Origin of the sequence: Bacillus thuringiensis (assembly GCF_001455345.1) — a bacterium.
GTDB classification, from domain to species: domain Bacteria; phylum Bacillota; class Bacilli; order Bacillales; family Bacillaceae_G; genus Bacillus_A; species Bacillus_A thuringiensis_N.
Map to the genome: position 1 here is coordinate 1,015,758 of NZ_CP013274.1, position 17,844 is coordinate 1,033,601.

The window sequence follows — 17,844 nt, forward strand, 5'->3', positions numbered from 1 at the left end:
ACAACGCGCTATAGAGGCGAAATCTATAGCGGAGTTTGTGGTCTCTTTTTTCGTTATCAAAGGGAGGAATTACCATGAAATTTTCAAGTAAACAACGTAAAGACGTATTAAACGGAGTAAATAAACAAGAGTTAGATGTGATCGTAATTGGTGGAGGTATTACTGGTTCTGGTATTGCATTAGATGGAGCAACACGCGGGTTATCAACAATTGTGTTTGAAATGCAGGACTTTGCAGCAGGTACATCAAGTCGTTCAACGAAGCTTGTACACGGTGGTCTACGTTATTTAAAACAACTTGAAGTGAAAATGGTAGCAGAGGTGGGGAAAGAGCGTGCGATTGTATATGAGAACGGTCCCCATGTAACAACACCAGAGTGGATGTTACTTCCGTTCCATACAGGCGGTACGTTCGGATCATTTAGTACATCAATTGGTCTTCGTGTATACGACTTCTTAGCAGGTGTAAAACGAAGCGAGCGCAGAAAGATGTTTAACCGTGAAGAAACATTAAACAAAGAGCCTCTTGTGAAAAAAGAAGGATTAAAAGGCGGCGGTTACTACGTAGAATATCGTACAGACGATGCGCGTCTTACAATTGAAGTAATGAAAGAAGCAATTGAGCATGGTGCGAAAGCTGTTAACTACGCAAAAGTAGACAGTTTCTTATATAAAGATGGAAAAGTATGCGGTGTACGTGTAATCGATTTACTAGACGGAGAAGTGTACGAAGTTTACGGTAAGAAAATTGTAAACGCAGCTGGTCCTTGGGTAGATACACTTCGTGAGAAAGATAACTCGAAAAAAGGAAAAGTACTTCAGTTATCAAAAGGTGTTCACTTAGTAATTGACCAAAAACGTTTCCCATTAGGTCAAGCAATTTACTTCGATACACCAGATAAACGTATGGTGTTCGCGATTCCTCGCGGCGGAAAAACTTACGTAGGTACAACAGATACGTTCTATGATAAAGATGCAGCTGTACCACACATGACAACAGAAGATCGCACATACATCATTAATGCGATTAACTACATGTTCCCAAGTGTGAAAATTACAGAAAAAGATATTGAATCAAGCTGGGCTGGTGTGCGTCCGTTAATTTACGAAGAAGGTAAAAACGCATCTGAAATTTCTCGTAAAGATGAAATTTGGACTTCTGAATCTGGTTTAATTACAATCGCTGGTGGTAAATTAACAGGATACCGCAAAATGGCTGAAATGGTAGTAGACTACGTAACGAACTTATTACAAAAAGAAGGCCATAGTGCATATCCGAAGAGTGACACGAAACATATGCCAATCTCTGGTGGACATGTAAGTGGTTCACACGGATTCCCAGCATTCGTTGCGAAAAAAGCAGACGAAGGTACGAAATCTGGTTTAACGAAAGCACAAGCAGAAGAGTTCGCGAAATTCTACGGCTCTAACGTTGACGTACTGTTCGACTTAGCGAAAAAACATAAAGACGAAGCGAAAGAATACAACATGCCGCTTGACGTTCTAATCCCACTTGTATACGCAATGGATTACGAAATGACAGCAAAACCAGTTGACTTCTTCGTACGCCGTAGAGGCGCTGTATTCTTCAATATCCACTGGGTATACGAGTGGAAAGAAGCAGTAATCAATTACATGGCTGCGAAACTAGGCTGGAGTAAAGAAGAGCAAATGAAATACACAGCTGAATTAGAAAAAGCATTAACAGATGCTGTCATTCCTATAGATCAACAAGAACAGGCAGCTGCGTTAGCGTAAAATAGAAAACCACCTGAAGGGGAGCCTTTAGGTGGTTTTTTATCTTGACTAAAAATAATTAGAATGTGTTACAATAATGATAGAGTATGTAGTATGAATTTTGCATAAAATAAAGAAGACAGAAGCCTGAGAAACTTCTGCCTCTGTAACCTAACTTGCTATTGTGGTGGTAGTAGGTGCGGTTATAAGACAATTACATTAACGTTTTAGCCGAGAACCGCCCTTACCTTTTCCACGAAGCAGGGTGGTTCTCGCTTTTTTGTATACAGAAATTAGCCATGGACCGACGTATCTTCTACCGATGACAACGCCAGCTCCGGTTAGGATACCATACACTAATTTAATTACAAACATCGCGATCATATTATCACCTCCCCCTTTTTTCAAAATGGAAGAGATGATTACCACACCTACTAGTTATAGCGTATTAAGTTACGTATTCATTGTATTATGTTTTAAAATAGGGAACAAGACATATGGATAAAAAGCTCTAGTGTGTAAAGTGTGGTTTGTCATATACAACTTTATTTCTTGTTAAATAAAGAAAGAATACTGATAACAACGTTCAAATGAAATACAAAACAGAACTAGAAAAAGCAGTAGATCAACAAGAACAAGCATCTGCGTTAAGTATAGAATTTCAAATGATATACTTGTATTTTATAACCAAAAAACCTAATATTTAGTTTATAGAGAAAAGATTAATACAAAAAATAAGATACCAATATGAGGTGTATCATGAAAAAATTAATTACTTACGCCCCTGAAATCCAGATGGCTTATCTTTATATGATTCCATTTACTTCAGAAATTAAGATTGAATCGACTGAAGAATTAGAAGAAAATCCAAAACTGAATGTAGATATAGATCAATTTGATCGCATAGTAGGGATTGAGTTTTTTGGAGAAAATGCTCGTAAATTAAAAGAATTAACAAAGAAGAGTAAAATATATATAAAGAAAACTTCAAATGATAATAACTACCTATACTCATTTAGACTTTCTCAGGATACTCATTTGCAAAAAGTGTTATTTCATAATATCGTATTTTATTTTGCGGATAAGAAGTATGAAGAATTTATTGGTTTCGATATTATCAAGCCATCCTTGTATGGCTATGACATATTAGACTCTTTAAGTGAGTGTTAGGAAGAAGTGGACCCCTGATTAAATGGGTTCTTTTTTATTTGAGGAAGGATTTCAAAATTAAAAAGCGCCTTGGGAGAAAGACGCTCTTTAGGTGAATGTATCGTAATGACCATTCGGTTTATTATATGTAATTTGCTAAGGAAGTGATTTATAAAAAATGTTATTTAAAAAAGAAAGGCGCAATTGATGGAAGTAAAATTTCCTAAGGTACTATTCATTAGGTATTTTTTCAATGATAGCATCATTTGCAATTGGTGGTGTAGATTTAGTCGTTACGCCGAAAGATATAACGAGTTTATCCCCCAATTGATAATTCCTATTTTTTTCGATAGGAATTTTTAAAAGTTTGTTTGGAATAAATTTTATTGCTTCCATCTCGGAATAGGAAAGTGCTTCTCTTTTTGTAGCGGTATCTGCAACGAGTATGTATACAGTGTCAACTGAAATAACATATCCTGTGAAAGTCTCCGCTTTCAGAGAAGCAGTATTAGTTTGGTTTGGCGCATCTACTGCTACTGTGCACCCGCAAGCTAATGTTAGGGTAGTTACTAAAGTAATGATTGTTTTCTTTGTCATTCTTATTTTTGGCCTCCATATAGTATATGTTTTATAATGAAATATTTGAATGTCTAGATAAATGAAATTATACCATGAGAAAGTGAATATAAATTAAAACTTAATTTTGTAAAAAAAGAAGAGTATTCTCTACAAGTAAAAGAAGTGTAATTGTAAGTTACATATATAAATGCGATTAAAAATATTATGTGGAGGTGAAAATGAGTTAGCTAATGAAGTTAAAGTGGTAGTGTATGTATAAAGGTGCAACAAAACGGTATGAACATTGTCAGCCCTATTTTTTTATGAATGTATAAAACTTTTCCATACAGTGCGTCGTCTAATATATGGGAAGGAGGAAATGATGTGGATGAATTAACGGTAGCAGCGTTTGAAATAGAAGATAAGGAGGACCTTATCGATGAAATAATGAACAAATATGGACAAGAAGTCCTGCAGCTTGTGTATTCATATGTGAATAATAAAGAGGTTGCGGAGGATTTAACGCAAGATATATTTGTGAAATGCTATAAATCTCTTCATACATATAAAGGGAATTCGAACTTGAAAACGTGGTTATGGAGAATTGCAATCAATCATTGTAAGGACTATATAAAAAGTTGGTATAACAAAAAAGTTTTCGTGACAGAGGATGACTTTATGTATATGGAGAGTCAAAAAGAAAGTGTGGAACAAACGGTTATTCAAAATGCAGAGGATAGTAGGCTTGCCTCTGCAGTAATGAATTTACCGATAAAATATCGAGAAGTGATTTATCTATTTTATTATGAAGAGCTATCAATTAAAGAGATTGCTACAGTAATAGAAGTGAAGGAAAATACGATAAAAACGAGACTGAAAAAAGCAAAGGAACTTTTGAAGGAAGGATTGGAGGAATAATCAAATGGAAGATCGATTAAAAGGCTTGCGAAAATCAATGGAGAATACAACGTTTAAACATTTGAGTTTTTCTGATCAGCACCAGAAGCGGGTGCGTGAAAAAATCAATCAATCGTCCGAAAAAGAAGAAGATATTCTTTTAGCAGTGTTGCAACTTCTTATGAATGAAAAAACAGGTTATGAATTGATGCAGTTACTGCGTGGGAGAGGGATTCAAAAATTCGAAGGTGATGAAGGGTCTTTATACACTGTATTACATCGTCTAGAGCAGAATCGCTTTATCCAATCTAGCTGGGACCACGCGGGAGCGAAATATTATCAATTAAATGATAAAGGAAGAAAGATGCTGCGAAAGGCAGAAGAAAATGCTACGAAGGTACAATTTATATTAAAAGGCTTAGTACAGGAGTGAGGCGAAATTGAATAAAAAAGGGGATCGTTTTGTAAGCGAAGTTACGAATCATATTAAATCAAAAGAAGCAAAGAGCTTTGTAGCAACCGAACTAGATTTTCACTTAAAACAGGCAAAGAACACATGGATAGAAAAAGGATTAAGTGAGGAAATTGCTGAAAATAAAGCTGTGGAACAAATGGGAAGTCCGATTAAACTAGGGCAAGAACTTAATAAACTTCATAAGCCAAAGGTGGATTGGTTTTTACTTATTTTATTGGTGGCTGCGATGGGGTTAGGGTTTTTACCGGTTCTGGCTTTTGGACATATGAATGACTTACTAATGAATAAGGTGATATCTGTTATTCTCGGTATTGCAACAGTTGTAGTGATGATGCTACTTGATTACCGGAAGCTAGAGAGATTCGGGTGGCTGTTTTACACAATTGGGGTACTTATCTTGTTAATGATATACTGTTTTCCGAACGCTTCGATACTTGGAGAATCGATAATAAAAGTTGGTCCTATTGCAATTGATCGTTTAATGGCAGTACCGTTCTTTTTTCTAGCTTGGGCTTCTTTTTTCAATAACAATAGATTGAAAGTTAGGTATCTTGTAGTGTTGTATTTATTTTCTTTGTATTTATTCTTAATTGGCGCAGCTTTTTCAGTGATTTTTATTTATATCACGATGGTATTCGTTATGCTTTGGTGGAGTAAGTTAGGAAAGAAAACGGCATTAATTATTACGATTGTACCAATCTGTTTATTGATTATAAGGGCGTCTTTTTCCTGGTCCTCAGTAAAAGGATATCATTTGGATAGATTTTTAGGGTATTTGAATCCAGAGCGTGATGCACAGGGAGCAGGCTTTATGTATATACGTTTAAAAGAGGTAATGTCGTCAGCAGGTTGGTTTGGTACATATGGAGATGTAAAGCGCATCCCTAATCCAGATACTGATTTTGTATTTGCAAGTTTGACTTATTATTATGGATATGTACTTGCACTGGTCCTTGTCTTAATTCTTTCTCTTTTTGTAGCACGGTTAATGTTCATATCTTATACAATAAATGACCGGTATAGTAAATTGCTTCTCATTGGAGGAATGACTCTTTTCGTAGTTCAATTCCTTTATAACGTTGGTATGATTTTAGGTTTATTACCGCTTGCTGCTATATCCTTACCTTTTATTAGTTATGGATTAACACCAACTGTATTTCATGCGCTTATAATGGGGATCGTGCTGAGTGTATATCGACGTAAAGATATGTCGTTTAGAAGGGAAGAAACACCTTGATAATGATCAAGGTGTTTTTTGTTATATACAAAAAGAATTCACTATTATAACCAATTACGGCATACTAAAAGAACAATAAAAGTTACAGGGAGGATAAATAAATTGAGTAACCTCACTCGTTTACGTACACAAATTTTAATAACGAACACTTTCATAGAACTATTAAAAGAAAAACCATTCTCAGCCATTACGATTAATCATATTTGCGAAAAAGCAATGATACATAGAAGTACATTTTATCGTTATTACGTTGATAAGTATGAACTCTTTAGTGCCACGATAAATGCTGTCGCCATAGAGCTATTTGAACAAACGAAGCAAGGTTTGAATTTGGAACGTACATTTTTTGAAGAAGTAATTGACTACATAGATGTGAATCGTGCGTTGTTTTTTAACGTTACAAGTAAAAATAATAGCCGTGAATTATATGATAAGTTGATTCAACTTGGTGGCGAGGCTTTACATGAAAATGCAGCGCAATATAACGACCCTCTTTCAAGGAATATCCGAAATTCAGATTATCCAAATGTGTTATGTGATTTTTACTGTAGTGGATTTTTTGAGATTATAAAGAAATGGATTAATAATGAATATCCGTATTCAAAAGAAGAACTGATCCATATCGTTAATAATTTTCTCATAAATGAACCAGAATAAGACATATGTCTCATTTTGAGACGTATATTCATTTTTATTCATCGTTTTCCTCTAAAGCCTATGATAAATTATTGAGCATAGCAAAGGAGGAAAGAAAAATATGAATAAGGTTTTTGATACAATTGGACGTTTTATCATCAAGTACGCAAAGATGAATATTGCACTTATATTATGTTTAACGATATTTTTCGTATTTGGTATAACGAAAATTGAGATGAGGATGGGGAATGATGTATTTTTAAGTAATACATCTGACGTTTATAAGGATACAGAAACGTACCAAAAACATTTTGGCGGGGATGGTATATACGTATTGCTTAGTGGAGAGAGCGATACATTGCTTTCACAAGAAACAAATAAAGCAATTGTAGAATTCACTAAAAAAGCAGAAGGTATTAAAGATATTACCAGATCAACGCATTATGTTGGCTTGTTAAATGAAATGTTATCCGCTCCTGCTCCTTCTTTTTCAGCATTTGATACAGGGGAAACAAATCCGAAATTAGAAACAGCTTTGAAAAACTCCATTCCGAGTGAAAAAATGAACGGAATTAATAATAACGTAAAAAGTAGCTTAACGAATGAGCAACGTGAAAAAATGGGAGTATTTATTCAGCAACAACTTGCACCTGAACAAATGCAAGAAATACAAAAGCAATTGATTGCACTTGGCCATACTCCTACAGTTGATGAACAAGAGAAAATAACACAATCTGTTTTAACGGAAAAGCAAAACGATGAGGTTGCAAAGTATACGCAAAGCATTTTAACAGAACAACAAAAAGATCATATGCAACGAGATATTTTGAAAGCTCTACCGAATGTTCAACATATGAACAATGATTTACTTCATGAAATCGTCTTTTCAAATAGAGGAAAAGTACCAGACCAGTTGAAACAACTCATTCCTGAGAATGGAAAACATGTTGTGATTCAACTTCATACATCAAATAATACAGAGATGACGACGTATGTACGTATGAATAAGGAGCTAAACGAACTTATTAAAAATACGAACTTCAGTCAAGGTGTAACAGTGAAAGTAGCTGGAATGCCTGCGATTTTAGGGGATATTCAAGAAGAGGTTATAACGACATTAGGAATCATGCTCGGTTTAGCGGTTCTATTAATGATTGTTGTACTATTCTTCGTATTCCCGGTAAGACGTCGTATTATTTCATTAGCCTTTGTGTTAATCGGATTAATATGGACATTTGGTTTCATGGGATGGGCCGGAATCCCGATTACACTCGCAACAATGGCGACACTACCAATCATTATAGGGCTCGGCACCGATTTTGGTGTTCAATTCCATAATAGATATGAAGAGGAATATAAAACGAGTGGATGTAATGCGAAACTTGCAACATTACATGCCGTTCGTCATATTGGACCTGGCGTAGGGATTGCAGTTGTCATTATGAGTTTAAGCTTTCTGACGATGTATGTATCGAAAGCGCCGATGATGCAACAATTTGGATTAACGTTAGCGATTGGTGTATTATTCTGTTACGTTATTGAACTATTATTGATGTTCTCAACATTCTACTTATTAGATCGCAAAAAAGCAGCACCTCCATTAAAAAGTGATGCAGATAAAAATACAATGCTATCACGTTTTTTAAATCAATATGCGAATCTAGCTATGAAACTCGCAATTCCTATTTTAATTGTTTCTGTTATTTTATCTAGTCTTGGATTTATGGCAGAAAGGTCTATTCCGACTGAAACAGACTTAACAAAAATGATTCCGCAAAATATGGAGACATTAAAAAATACGAAACAATTACAAAAGATAGTTGGCTCGACAACATATATTACGTATTTAGTAGAAGCAGAGGATGTCACAGAACCGAAAGTGATGTCTTGGATGCATAGTGAAAGTAAAAAGATTGAAAATGAATATAAAGATGTGAGTGATGTTATATCACTACCGAAAGTTATTTTGCAAATCAACGGGAAAAGCACGTTGCCAGAATCTACTGCACAAGTAGCAAATGAACTTGAAAACGCGCCGAATTCTCTGAAAGAAACGGTTATAAGTAAGAACAAAAAATACGCAACAGTTCAGTTCCAAGTGAATCCAGATCTTTCTTCTGCTGAGCAATTGAAATTGATGCATAACATATCAAAGGACATGAAGCCGATCGATGGTGTGAAAATAAAGCCAGCGGGTGCGCAAGTTATGATGCTTTATGGTATTGATAACATCGGTGCAAATAGTGAACTCATGATTGGTGCGGGGCTACTTATTATTTTCCTATCTTTATTCCTTGTGTATCGCCGCGTAAAACATGCATTATATCCATTGATACCAATTGTTTTAGTATTAGGATTCTCGCCAGGTGCTTTAAAACTACTCGATATTTCATATAACCCACTAACAACAGCACTTAGTTGCCTTGTACTTGGAATTGGAACAGAGTTTACGATTCTCATTATGGAAAGATATCGTGAAGAAGAGGCGAAGGGATTGTCTCCCAAAGAAGCAATTCGTGTTTCTCTTTCAAAAGTGGGGCAAGCCATCACAGCTTCCGGATTAACAGTAATTGTTGGGTTTTCAACGTTAATTTTTGTTAACTTCCCAGTCTTACGTGAATTTGGTATTACAACTGTTATTGATACAACACTTTCTTTATTCTGCGCTTTAACCATATTACCGGTCTTAATTGTGTTGTTTCAAAAACATAAATAGATAGTAGAAGAGGGTTATGATAAATACCCTCTTTTTATGTTGTAATAAGTGAACTCGCTTTAATAGATATACATAATTCAGAACGAGAAATTGATTCAGCTAGCTGCTGTAAATAGGCGTATTCTTCTGTATTTTTTCGGAAGTGTTAGGATCCAATAAAGGTGAAGAAAGAAGTACACCAATCGTAAGTAAACTTGAATCATGAGAAATGATGTTATAACCTGCAAATACAGGTCGTTTTAAGAAATTTAAGTAAGTGCTTGTTTGCATGCGTATCACTATTTTATGTACAATAAAAGAAAGCCTCTTATGAGATGGGGAGAGAAAAACTCATGTTCAGCCAACAATTAGTGAATTTACGCATTGATTTTGCTTTTAAACAATTATTTGGCACAAGTGGAAATGAAGATATTTTAAGTGCTTTTTTAAATGCGATGTTACAGGATTCTTTAGAATCGCCCATTGTTTCATTACAATTAGCAGATCCACATTTACACAGGGAACATGAAGAAGATAAGTTATCTATTTTAGATATTTCAGCTACATTAGACACAGGAACAAAAGTCAACGTAGAAATACAACTCAATAATAATCATGATATGATTAAACGCAGTTTATATTATTGGGGAAGGTTATACACATCTCAGCTTCAAAAAGGAATGCCATACAGCTCTCTTCATAAAACAATTACAATCAATTTGTTAAATTTCGTTATGTTTCCTGAATACGAGGCATTCCATACAACAGGAGTCTTATGGAATCGACAACAACATAAAATATTGAGTAGTGATATCGAAGTTCATATCGTAGAGATTACGAAACTTATGCAACAGTGGCGGAATGAACAAGTAAATCCCTGGGAAGATTTGTTTGTTCGTTGGTTATTATTACTTCCGGCAAACGAGGATGAACAACTAACCCAAACATTGGAGGACATTGCGATGAACCAAGACCCGATTTTACAAAAAGCGATGAATAAATGGGAGCGTATGAGTCAAGATTCTTCTTTTCGACAAGCATATGAAGCAAGAGAGAAAGCTTTGATGGATGAAGCCGCAAAGTTTGCTCATGCTCGTAATGAAGGAAAGAAAGAGGGGATTGAAGAAGGTAAGATTCAATTAATTCGTGGAATGCATAAAAATGGAATGCCAATCGAAGATATTGCAAAGTTTACAAATTTACATTTAGAAGAAATAGAAAGCATTTTACAAGTATAAATGATAGAAAAACACCTCCACTGAATTTGCATACTTAGTATACGGATTCAGGAGGTGTTTTTTCATGTGCCACTCTTTAGGTTCATTTCAAATTATCAAGGTGCAATAAGTTCAAAACTCTCCGAACTAGCCTCAAGTACAAAAGGACTAACTTCGCCAACGCTATAAAGTTGTAATTCATGCATTGCGCGCGTACAAGCAGTGTAGAACAATCTACGAACGCTCTCATCACTGTACACATCTTTAGAAGCATCGTAAATAATAACAGCGTCAAATTCAATACCCTTCGCTAAGTAAGCAGGGATCACGACAATGCCTTGCTCATACTCGGCTGAGTTACTTTTCACAAGTTTAATATTCTCGATATGACGAAGTGCTTCGTAGGCAGCGGCGCTTTCAGCTGCAGATTTACATATAATTGCGATCGTATTGTGCTGCTGTTTTTGTAGTTCCGCAACTTTGGCAGTAATATGTGCATGCAGTTCGCTGTCATTTGATACTTTCGTCACTGTAGGTTTCTCGCCGTCACGTTCGAAGGCGTGAATGTTCTTTCCTTCCGGTACGAGAGCACGTGTAAATTCAATAATTGGTTTTGTTGAGCGATAACTACGAGTTAAATTGATGCCGCTTGTTTCATCTGGTCCGTATAAGCTAGTAAGTGTATTGAAATTCACTGTTTCACTCGCATGTGCAAATATCGCTTGGTTAAAGTCTCCGAGTACCGTCATTCTTGCGGCAGGGAAGAGACGTTTTAAAAACTCGAATTGAAACGGAGAATAATCTTGCGCTTCGTCTACGAGTACGTGTTTAATCGATCTATTCGTTTGGAAGCCTTCAATTAATTCTTTTAAAAGTAAAAATGGAGTTGCGTCCTCGTAATATAGTTTTCCTTCATCTAACATGTTTACTGTTAATGAGCAAATGTCATCCCATTCCTTCGGTTTTTCTCCAGTAACCCATGATGCATCTGTGAAGAGTTGTTTATATATGCCTGTGAAATTGATAAAGCGTAATGTTTGAACACCTTTACGAAGTGGCTTCAATTTTTTACGGACAATCATACGTCCAAGTACTTTCGTTTCTTTTTCAAAATCATGAAAGGAGTTGTCGTCAAACTCGCCCTTTTTCTGCAAGTATTTATAAGCCTTTTGATATTCATCTTTACTAAGTAATTCAATTTCCTCTTCTACCCAAGGCTTTTTCAGTTCTGCTTTTTCAATTTCATCTATTTGTTTATTTAGCCAATCCGTTAACTTTTCAATTCGATTATGGAAGCGAAGGGAGGAATCGGTATTGTAAAATTGCTCTGTAATTTCTTTAGCAGAAACAATTAACTTTCCTCTAAATTTCATTCCTCTAAATAGCACGCCTGAAGATTCAAGAGACTGTCTGTACACTCTAATCATCTCGAAAAATTGAGTGGATGCCTTAAATCGAATGCTTGCATTTCTCGTTTTATAGATAGGGCTATCCGTTTCAGTTAACATATATTCTAATTGTTCATAAGGGTCTTCAACGTCAAATGACTTACTTAGTCTATGGTTTAAATACTCTTGGAATGTCACTTGCTGCATATTTTCTTCACCGAGTTCAGGTAGTACGTTAGAAACGTAGCTATTGAACATAGAGTTAGGGGAGAAGAGAATGATTTGATCCGCTTTTAACCATTCGCGATATTTATATAGTAAGTAGGCGATTCGTTGCAGCGCAGCTGACGTTTTACCACTACCAGCAGCTCCTTGCACGATAAGGAGTCGGCCTTCATCGTGACGAATAATTTCATTTTGCTCGCGCTGAATTGTAGCAACGATACTTTGCATATGTTTGTTTGTACCTTTTCCGAGCGCTTGTTGCAAGATTTCATCGCCAATTGTAAGACTCGTATCGAACATAGAATCAATCTCGCCATTTTGAATAATGTATTGTAATTTTTTCTCCACATTACCGTGAATTACGCCGCCTGGTGTACTATATTCAGCCGGTCCTGGTGGATAATCGTAGTAGACACTCGAAATGGGTGCGCGCCAGTCATATATAAGAAAGTTTTCTCCGCTAGCATCAGTAAGTGTAGCAACGCCAATATAAATTTGCTCCGCAGCAGATTCGCCTTCCTCTTTGAAATCAATTCGTCCAAAATAAGGTGATTTATGCATGCGTTTTAGTGCGGCAAGTCGATTAAAGGTGTGCTTATGAGTAATTTGTGTGACAGCTAGTGACTGAGCTTGTTGTCTTAAGTTGATAACTGTTTCAAGATAATCATCAAAAGTATCCGTGTTCACTTTCACATCATCCCAAAAGTGTTTACGAATATTGATTACTTCTGCCCGGCGTCTGCCAGTTTCGTTTTCCAGCTTATCAATTTGCTGCGTAATCGTTTCGATTACGGTATCCAATCTTTTTTGCTCTAAATCAAGTTTTTTGTTCATACGGTAAGCACTCCTTTAAAAGTGAAAAATAGAGGTTGACTGAAGATGTGTTTTGGTGTACAATTAAGATACGGATAAATACGTTCCTTTAATTTTAGAAAACGTGTTTCTGTACTAATTTAACATAGTTTTTGAATTTAATCAATGATAATAAGATAAACCTTGGTCCCGTGTGGTGTGGATCAAGGTTTTTTGTGTTTTTATTTAAGGAAGAATTGCAATTTTATTGAGGAGAATGTAAGTAAAGCAAAGAAGGGGACACTGATGCAAAAATATTTTGAGGAAGCACATCGTTTTTGTTCTCGTAATAGAAAGCACTTAGAAAAGGATGTTATATGTGGTTGTTTCTATTGTTTAGAAATTTTCCATCCAGAAAAAATTACAGAGTGGTGGGATGATGATAACACAGCAGTTTGTCCGCATTGCGGGATTGACTCTATTATAGGAGAAAGTTCTGGATTTAAAATTACAGAAATGTTTTTAAGTAAAATGCATAAAAGATGGTTTTAGTTAAACGAATGAAAAAATAAACTTTCGTTAACGAAGAGGATACATAAAAAAGCTCGGGCCTAAGCCCGAGCTTTTTATTTCATTATTTCTTTTCTTCTTTTTTAGCGTCAGTTTTCTTCTCTTCGAAAAGATCTTTTAAATCTTTATCGTCAACTTTTACGTCAGCAGCTTTGATTTCTTTCATCATAAGATCGTTCATAAATTGTGCATCTTGTGCTTTCTTTTGAACTAGATCTTTTTTGATGTCGCCTTTAACTTCATCAAATGGTTTTTGTTCTTTAATGTCTGTTACTTTAATGATGTGGTAACCGAATTGTGATTTTACAGGCTCGCTTACTTCATCTTTTTTCAGTTTATAAGCAGCATCTTCGAATTCTTTAACCATTTTACCAGAAGTAAAGTAGCCAAGGTCTCCGCCTTTTTCTTTTGAACCAGTATCTTCAGAGTATTGTTTCGCTAACTCTTCGAAAGATTTACCTTGTCCAAGTTCTTCTTTCACCTTTTTCGCAGTTGCTTCATCTTTTACAAGAATGTGGCTTGCTTTAATTTCAGGCTTGTAGTTTTCTTTTAATTCTTTATCAGTGATTGTTTTCTCGATAGCTTTTTCTTGAGCTAATTGAGCACGCACACCAGTTTTTAACGTTTCTTCTTTAATACCTTGTTGTTTTAATAGTGTATCGAATTGATCACCGTATTGTTTTTTCATTTCATCGTACTTTTTGTCTACTTCTTTGTCTTCAACTTTGTAGTTTTTAATAAGTACTTTTTCCATAACCATGTTGTTTAGTACTTGTTTACCAGCTTGTGTTTTCATTTGATTGTAGAACTCGTCTTTTGTAATGTCACCAGCTTTAGATGTAACGATTTTGTCTGATGATGATGTTCCACAAGCTGATAGTGCGATTACACTTGTTGCGGCTAAGGCAAGCATAGCTTTCTTCATTCGATAAACACTCCTACTATTATGTATTTTTAATTTATCCTATACCAATGAATTTTAGTTCATCAGAGCCCGATTAAGTCTCACTGATACTTTTGCTTTTTATATTGGTAAAGCGCGCTTAACAGGGCTTACCGAGGCTTTAGGATAAAGTTAAGATGCGTGTCATTTATTTCATAGTATAAGCAATATGTACAGAATTTAATATATCATATTTCGACGTGTTTTCATATTGATAAAGAAAAATTAACCATATCGTGTCAGATTTTGAAGGTGTGCCATATTGGGCGTATGCCGCATATACAGAATAGAGGAGGGGATGGGGATGAATTCTCAACTTATTTTATTACTTGTACTGTTTATTTTATTGGTTATAGTAGGTATAATTTGCTTATAGAGGAAAAAAGTGAGGAAGGGGCTTTCCTTCCTCACTTTCCATGAAATATAATTTCTATATAACTAGAAATTAATAAAATTGTTATACATACATTAATAACCCGAAAGACACCGGGTTGGCGGCTCGCAGCTATTTGTTTTCGTTCACACAGTGTATGTGTCATGAAATTCGTGTAAAATATAACAAGAAGTGCGAATGCGACAAAAACAACTGTTATAAGTGTCATGAGGCGAGACCTCCTTTTGGCTAAAATACATATACTTTATATATTGTATCATACGATATTTTGTTCGTGTTATAAAATTCAGAAATAGAAGACTTTGTGTTAGAAAGTGAGGGAGAAAATGGACGTTGTTAGAAGATTAGAACAAGCTGAATACTACGTAGACCTACTATTTAAAATGATTGATGAAGAAAAGTGTCCATTTTATTCTTTAATCATAAAGAAAAAAGCTCGTAAAAAAGATATTGAACGTATACTAAATCTTTGTGAAATACTGAACGAGCAATATGTAGTGGAGAAAGCGGAGGGGCTTCTTTTGTTCGATGCGCTGTTAGATCAATTTGAAAAAGCGCTTCCACATCAGCTCGAAGTACACGAAACTGCGGAAGCGCTAGCAAAACAAGGTTTATTTAAGCCGCTTATGAATGAATTCTTAAGCATGATTGCGAAAAAATAAATAGATTACTTCTTAACTAACTTCTGATCGGATTCTGTAAAGTTCTCTTCAATATCTTCTAATGATTTCTCAAAAATATCGATGAAGTCTTGTCCGTAAATATTACGCAAGATAGCAATCAGTTCGATATTTTCTGGGAACTTCCCATAAAAATTACGAAGTGCAAGAGCCCCATTAAACACTGAATTACTTTCAGGGTCATACTCCTCCATTAAGCGAAGTAGTAATTCTTCCCCTTTGTCTGTAATTTCAATGTACGTATTTCGTTTATCATCTTCTTTTTTCGAGAATACAAGATAGCCGCGTTCCTCAAGCTTTTTCGAGAAGTTGAACGCTGTTGATACGTGCATAACTCCAAACTTAGCAATCTCAGAAATAGAAGCCCCTTTTAAATGATAAGCGATTGTTAAAATATGATGCTCATTGATGTTTAAATCGTAAGGCTTAATCCACATTTGCCAATCTTTCTCTACACATTTCCATAACGCTTTCGATAATTGAGCAATGCGTTGGCTGAAAATCATCGCTTCTTTTACCGAGTAATCTTTTTCTCCACTTTTCATATACTCACCCACTTTAACATTCTTTTTCATTACTATCTATTATGCCAGTAAAATAAAAATTAATAAAGTCTTTTTGTGAGAATTGTGAAAATTTTTTGGAAAAATGACATTCTATACAAATCATGCATAACGATGGAAGCGGTTTATGAGTCGTGAATACATGTGTTGTCCATACATGTTAAGTGATAACATATATTGTAAATGCATAAAAACACGGCATATCTATGTGATATGCCGTGTTAAGGTCAATTTATATAAAAATTATTTGTTATATGCAAAAAACTAAGCAGGAATTTGTTTACGCTTTTTCCGGAACAGCTTCTTGTAGTTTCTCAATTGATTTTTGAATGTCCAAAATCTCTTGCTCAATATGTCGTTTGTTTTGAGAAATATCTTGCTTCCAGTTAGAAAGCGTATCGTGCATATCGTCTTTTAATTCTTGAAACACTTCTTTACCTTCTGAAGCAGTTTCAACGATTTGACGTTTTAATAATTTTGTATCAGCTGTAATATCAGCTAATGTCTTTTTAATATCATTTCCTTTTTCTTTTAACTTGCCGCGCATGTCTTTGCCAGAAGAAGGAGTAGAGAAAAGAACAGCTAATCCAGCAACTGCTCCGCCGCAAATGACACCTGTAATAAAGGATTTAGCTTTTGACATAAAAGGAGACCTCCTTATTTTTTGTTCGTATTCATGATGTGAAAAAATATGCATATCTTTAAGACAAGGGAAGAAAACTGCACAGTCCCTGGCATCTTGAATGGAGAAACAAGCCTTGCAATATTTAATCACTTTAGGAAAGTGGCTTGTTATGTATTACTTCTTATTATAGTGTCACTATTTCACACTATTTGCAATTGTACTTGCGATGTTTTGTAAATTTTCCATTGTGTATTCATTTTGATGTGATTTCCAAACAGCACCGAAACCATCGTTTTCACCGTAGCGTGGAATTAAATGAAGGTGGAAGTGGAACACAGTTTGTCCAGCTTTTTCACCGTTATTGTTAAGTAGGTTAAAGCCAACTGGATTAAACTCTGCTTTAATTGCGTTTGCGATTTTCGGAACGACAGCAAAAATGTGTGATGCGATTTCTGGCGTTAATGCAAATATGTCTTGTTTGTGAACTTTCGGAATAACAAGAGTATGTCCTTTTGTTACTTGACTAATATCTAAAAATGCAAGCACATGTTCATCTTCATATACTTTTGAGCAAGGGATTTGCCCGTCAATGATTTTGCAAAAAATACAATTATCTGCTGTATGATTCATCGATTTCATCCTTTCAAATATCCTTAGCCGTATTTTACCATAATTACATAAGAGAACAAACACGAAAAACAGGAAGCTGACTCAGCTTCCTGTTTTCTGAAGAGGGATTGAAAAAGCATTATCGTAATTTACGTTTCGCAGACACCTCATTTATTTAAGAAATGCACGGTAAATCGGCTAAAGTTTCTGCCGTAGACACCCCATTTTCAAGTGAAATGAATTGCAATCTTTCATAAAAGGAAATTGTTTATTTTTTAAAACAGTATATGCTCTTTCGGAGACACCCCGTTTCTAAAATGAAACAAATGATCTGGTTATGTGTAAATTTCTTTGTCCAACATGGACACCCCATTTCATGATGACTTAACTATGTTGTTGTACTCATCAATTGGTGGTCGCTTTTTCAATGTGTTCCTTCTTCACTAATTATGATG

Annotated in this window: 18 protein-coding genes and 1 pseudogene; 10 read left to right on the plus strand and 9 right to left on the minus strand. The window is 35.2% G+C overall.

Going from position 1 to position 17,844, the window contains the following annotated elements:
* Positions 1-74: 74 nt before the first annotated feature.
* Complete coding sequence (glpD, locus tag ATN06_RS05385) at positions 75-1,757, plus strand: aerobic glycerol-3-phosphate dehydrogenase (RefSeq protein WP_060629828.1); 1,683 nt, start codon at positions 75-77, stop codon at positions 1,755-1,757.
* 198 nt (positions 1,758-1,955) lie between these two features.
* Here glpD and ATN06_RS05390 read toward each other — a convergent pair whose 3' ends face one another.
* Positions 1,956-2,120, minus strand: coding sequence for a hypothetical protein (locus ATN06_RS05390; protein WP_000561154.1), 165 nt, complete (start codon positions 2,118-2,120; stop codon positions 1,956-1,958).
* 375 nt (positions 2,121-2,495) lie between these two features.
* Here ATN06_RS05390 and ATN06_RS05395 point away from each other — a divergent pair, with 375 nt between their 5' ends.
* On the plus strand, positions 2,496-2,906 hold the full coding sequence (locus ATN06_RS05395) for a DUF2283 domain-containing protein (RefSeq protein ID WP_060629829.1): 411 nt from the start codon (positions 2,496-2,498) through the stop codon (positions 2,904-2,906).
* A gap of 210 nt (positions 2,907-3,116) precedes the next feature.
* On the opposite strand, the gene ATN06_RS05400 is transcribed toward ATN06_RS05395, so the two are convergent.
* The gene (locus ATN06_RS05400; RefSeq protein WP_060629830.1) at positions 3,117-3,482 is read right to left on the minus strand and encodes a DUF3221 domain-containing protein; all 366 of its coding nucleotides are present in this window, start codon (positions 3,480-3,482) and stop codon (positions 3,117-3,119) included.
* A 345-nt stretch (positions 3,483-3,827) separates the two neighbouring features.
* On the opposite strand from ATN06_RS05400, the gene ATN06_RS05405 reads away from it, so the two are divergent.
* The 5 genes from ATN06_RS05405 to ATN06_RS05425 all read left to right on the plus strand — a co-directional run bounded on the left by ATN06_RS05405 (position 3,828) and on the right by ATN06_RS05425 (position 9,404).
* Positions 3,828-4,361, plus strand: a complete 534-nt coding sequence (locus tag ATN06_RS05405; RefSeq protein WP_060629831.1) for a sigma-70 family RNA polymerase sigma factor — start codon at positions 3,828-3,830, stop codon at positions 4,359-4,361.
* A gap of 4 nt (positions 4,362-4,365) precedes the next feature.
* The gene (locus tag ATN06_RS05410; protein WP_060629832.1) at positions 4,366-4,773 is read left to right on the plus strand and encodes a PadR family transcriptional regulator; all 408 of its coding nucleotides are present in this window, start codon (positions 4,366-4,368) and stop codon (positions 4,771-4,773) included.
* Positions 4,774-4,780: 7 nt separating this feature from the next.
* Positions 4,781-6,052, plus strand: coding sequence for an FtsW/RodA/SpoVE family cell cycle protein (locus tag ATN06_RS05415; protein ID WP_060629833.1), 1,272 nt, complete (start codon positions 4,781-4,783; stop codon positions 6,050-6,052).
* Between the two features lie 102 nt (positions 6,053-6,154).
* Positions 6,155-6,709 (plus strand): TetR/AcrR family transcriptional regulator C-terminal domain-containing protein, encoded by a 555-nt coding sequence (locus ATN06_RS05420; protein WP_060629834.1) that lies wholly within the window; start codon positions 6,155-6,157, stop codon positions 6,707-6,709.
* Between the two features lie 100 nt (positions 6,710-6,809).
* Positions 6,810-9,404 (plus strand): efflux RND transporter permease subunit, encoded by a 2,595-nt coding sequence (locus tag ATN06_RS05425; RefSeq protein WP_060629835.1) that lies wholly within the window; start codon positions 6,810-6,812, stop codon positions 9,402-9,404.
* Positions 9,405-9,438: 34 nt separating this feature from the next.
* On the opposite strand, the pseudogene ATN06_RS05430 reads toward ATN06_RS05425, so the two are convergent.
* A pseudogene (locus ATN06_RS05430) lies at positions 9,439-9,647 on the minus strand (hypothetical protein); the annotation flags it as partial.
* 89 nt (positions 9,648-9,736) lie between these two features.
* Here ATN06_RS05430 and ATN06_RS05435 point away from each other — a divergent pair.
* Complete coding sequence (locus ATN06_RS05435) at positions 9,737-10,621, plus strand: Rpn family recombination-promoting nuclease/putative transposase (protein ID WP_060629836.1); 885 nt, start codon at positions 9,737-9,739, stop codon at positions 10,619-10,621.
* A gap of 95 nt (positions 10,622-10,716) precedes the next feature.
* On the opposite strand, the gene helD is transcribed toward ATN06_RS05435, so the two are convergent.
* The gene (gene helD / locus ATN06_RS05440) at positions 10,717-13,047 is read right to left on the minus strand and encodes an RNA polymerase recycling motor HelD (protein ID WP_060629837.1); all 2,331 of its coding nucleotides are present in this window, start codon (positions 13,045-13,047) and stop codon (positions 10,717-10,719) included.
* A 264-nt stretch (positions 13,048-13,311) separates the two neighbouring features.
* Between helD and ATN06_RS05445 the strand changes: the two genes are divergently transcribed.
* Positions 13,312-13,557: a hypothetical protein gene (locus ATN06_RS05445; RefSeq protein ID WP_060629838.1), complete on the plus strand. Its 246-nt coding sequence runs from the start codon at positions 13,312-13,314 to the stop codon at positions 13,555-13,557.
* 82 nt (positions 13,558-13,639) lie between these two features.
* On the opposite strand, the gene prsA is transcribed toward ATN06_RS05445, so the two are convergent.
* Complete coding sequence (gene prsA / locus ATN06_RS05450; protein ID WP_060629839.1) at positions 13,640-14,500, minus strand: peptidylprolyl isomerase PrsA; 861 nt, start codon at positions 14,498-14,500, stop codon at positions 13,640-13,642.
* A gap of 425 nt (positions 14,501-14,925) precedes the next feature.
* Entirely contained in the window at positions 14,926-15,120 is a 195-nt protein-coding gene (locus tag ATN06_RS05460; RefSeq protein WP_000172690.1) for a hypothetical protein, read from the minus strand.
* 118 nt (positions 15,121-15,238) lie between these two features.
* On the opposite strand from ATN06_RS05460, the gene ATN06_RS05465 reads away from it, so the two are divergent.
* On the plus strand, positions 15,239-15,574 hold the full coding sequence (locus tag ATN06_RS05465) for a DUF1878 family protein (RefSeq protein ID WP_000383651.1): 336 nt from the start codon (positions 15,239-15,241) through the stop codon (positions 15,572-15,574).
* 5 nt (positions 15,575-15,579) lie between these two features.
* Here ATN06_RS05465 and ATN06_RS05470 read toward each other — a convergent pair whose 3' ends face one another.
* The 3 genes from ATN06_RS05470 to ATN06_RS05480 form a co-directional block, all read right to left on the minus strand.
* Complete coding sequence (locus tag ATN06_RS05470) at positions 15,580-16,137, minus strand: HTH-type transcriptional regulator Hpr (RefSeq protein WP_000834919.1); 558 nt, start codon at positions 16,135-16,137, stop codon at positions 15,580-15,582.
* Positions 16,138-16,435: 298 nt separating this feature from the next.
* Positions 16,436-16,798: a YtxH domain-containing protein gene (locus ATN06_RS05475; protein WP_000030301.1), complete on the minus strand. Its 363-nt coding sequence runs from the start codon at positions 16,796-16,798 to the stop codon at positions 16,436-16,438.
* A 177-nt stretch (positions 16,799-16,975) separates the two neighbouring features.
* A complete protein-coding gene (locus ATN06_RS05480) occupies positions 16,976-17,410 on the minus strand; it encodes an HIT family protein (RefSeq protein WP_001016829.1) in 435 nt (144 codons plus the stop codon).
* Between the last annotated feature and the right edge of the window lie 434 nt (positions 17,411-17,844).